The 319-nt window shown below is 63.0% G+C and carries 1 pseudogene; it reads left to right on the top strand.

Annotated features, from left to right (window positions below):
* Positions 1-319: pseudogene (locus tag EN852_RS38005) on the top strand (cell division protein FtsH); the annotation flags it as partial.

Below are 319 nucleotides of genomic sequence, written 5' to 3'. Positions count from 1 at the left end.
ATCACCTCCGGCGCCTCCTCCGACATCGAGCAGGCGACCAAGCTGGCGCGCGCCATGGTCACGCGCTGGGGCTTCTCCGACAAGCTCGGCCATGTCGCCTATGGCGACAACCAGGAAGAGGTCTTCCTCGGGCATTCGGTGGCGCGCCAGCAGAATATCTCGGAAGAGACGGCGCAGATCATCGACGCCGAGGTGCGCCGGCTGATCGACGACGCCTACTCCACCGCTAAGACTGTGCTGACCAAGAAGAAGAAGGACTGGATCGCGCTGGCCGAAGGGTTGCTCGAATACGAGACGCTGACCGGCGAAGAGATCAAGC

The sequence above is a fragment of the Mesorhizobium sp. M2E.F.Ca.ET.209.01.1.1 genome (genome assembly GCF_004010375.2).
GTDB lineage: Bacteria > Pseudomonadota > Alphaproteobacteria > Rhizobiales > Rhizobiaceae > Mesorhizobium.
This window is presented reverse-complemented; position numbering and strand designations above follow the sequence as displayed.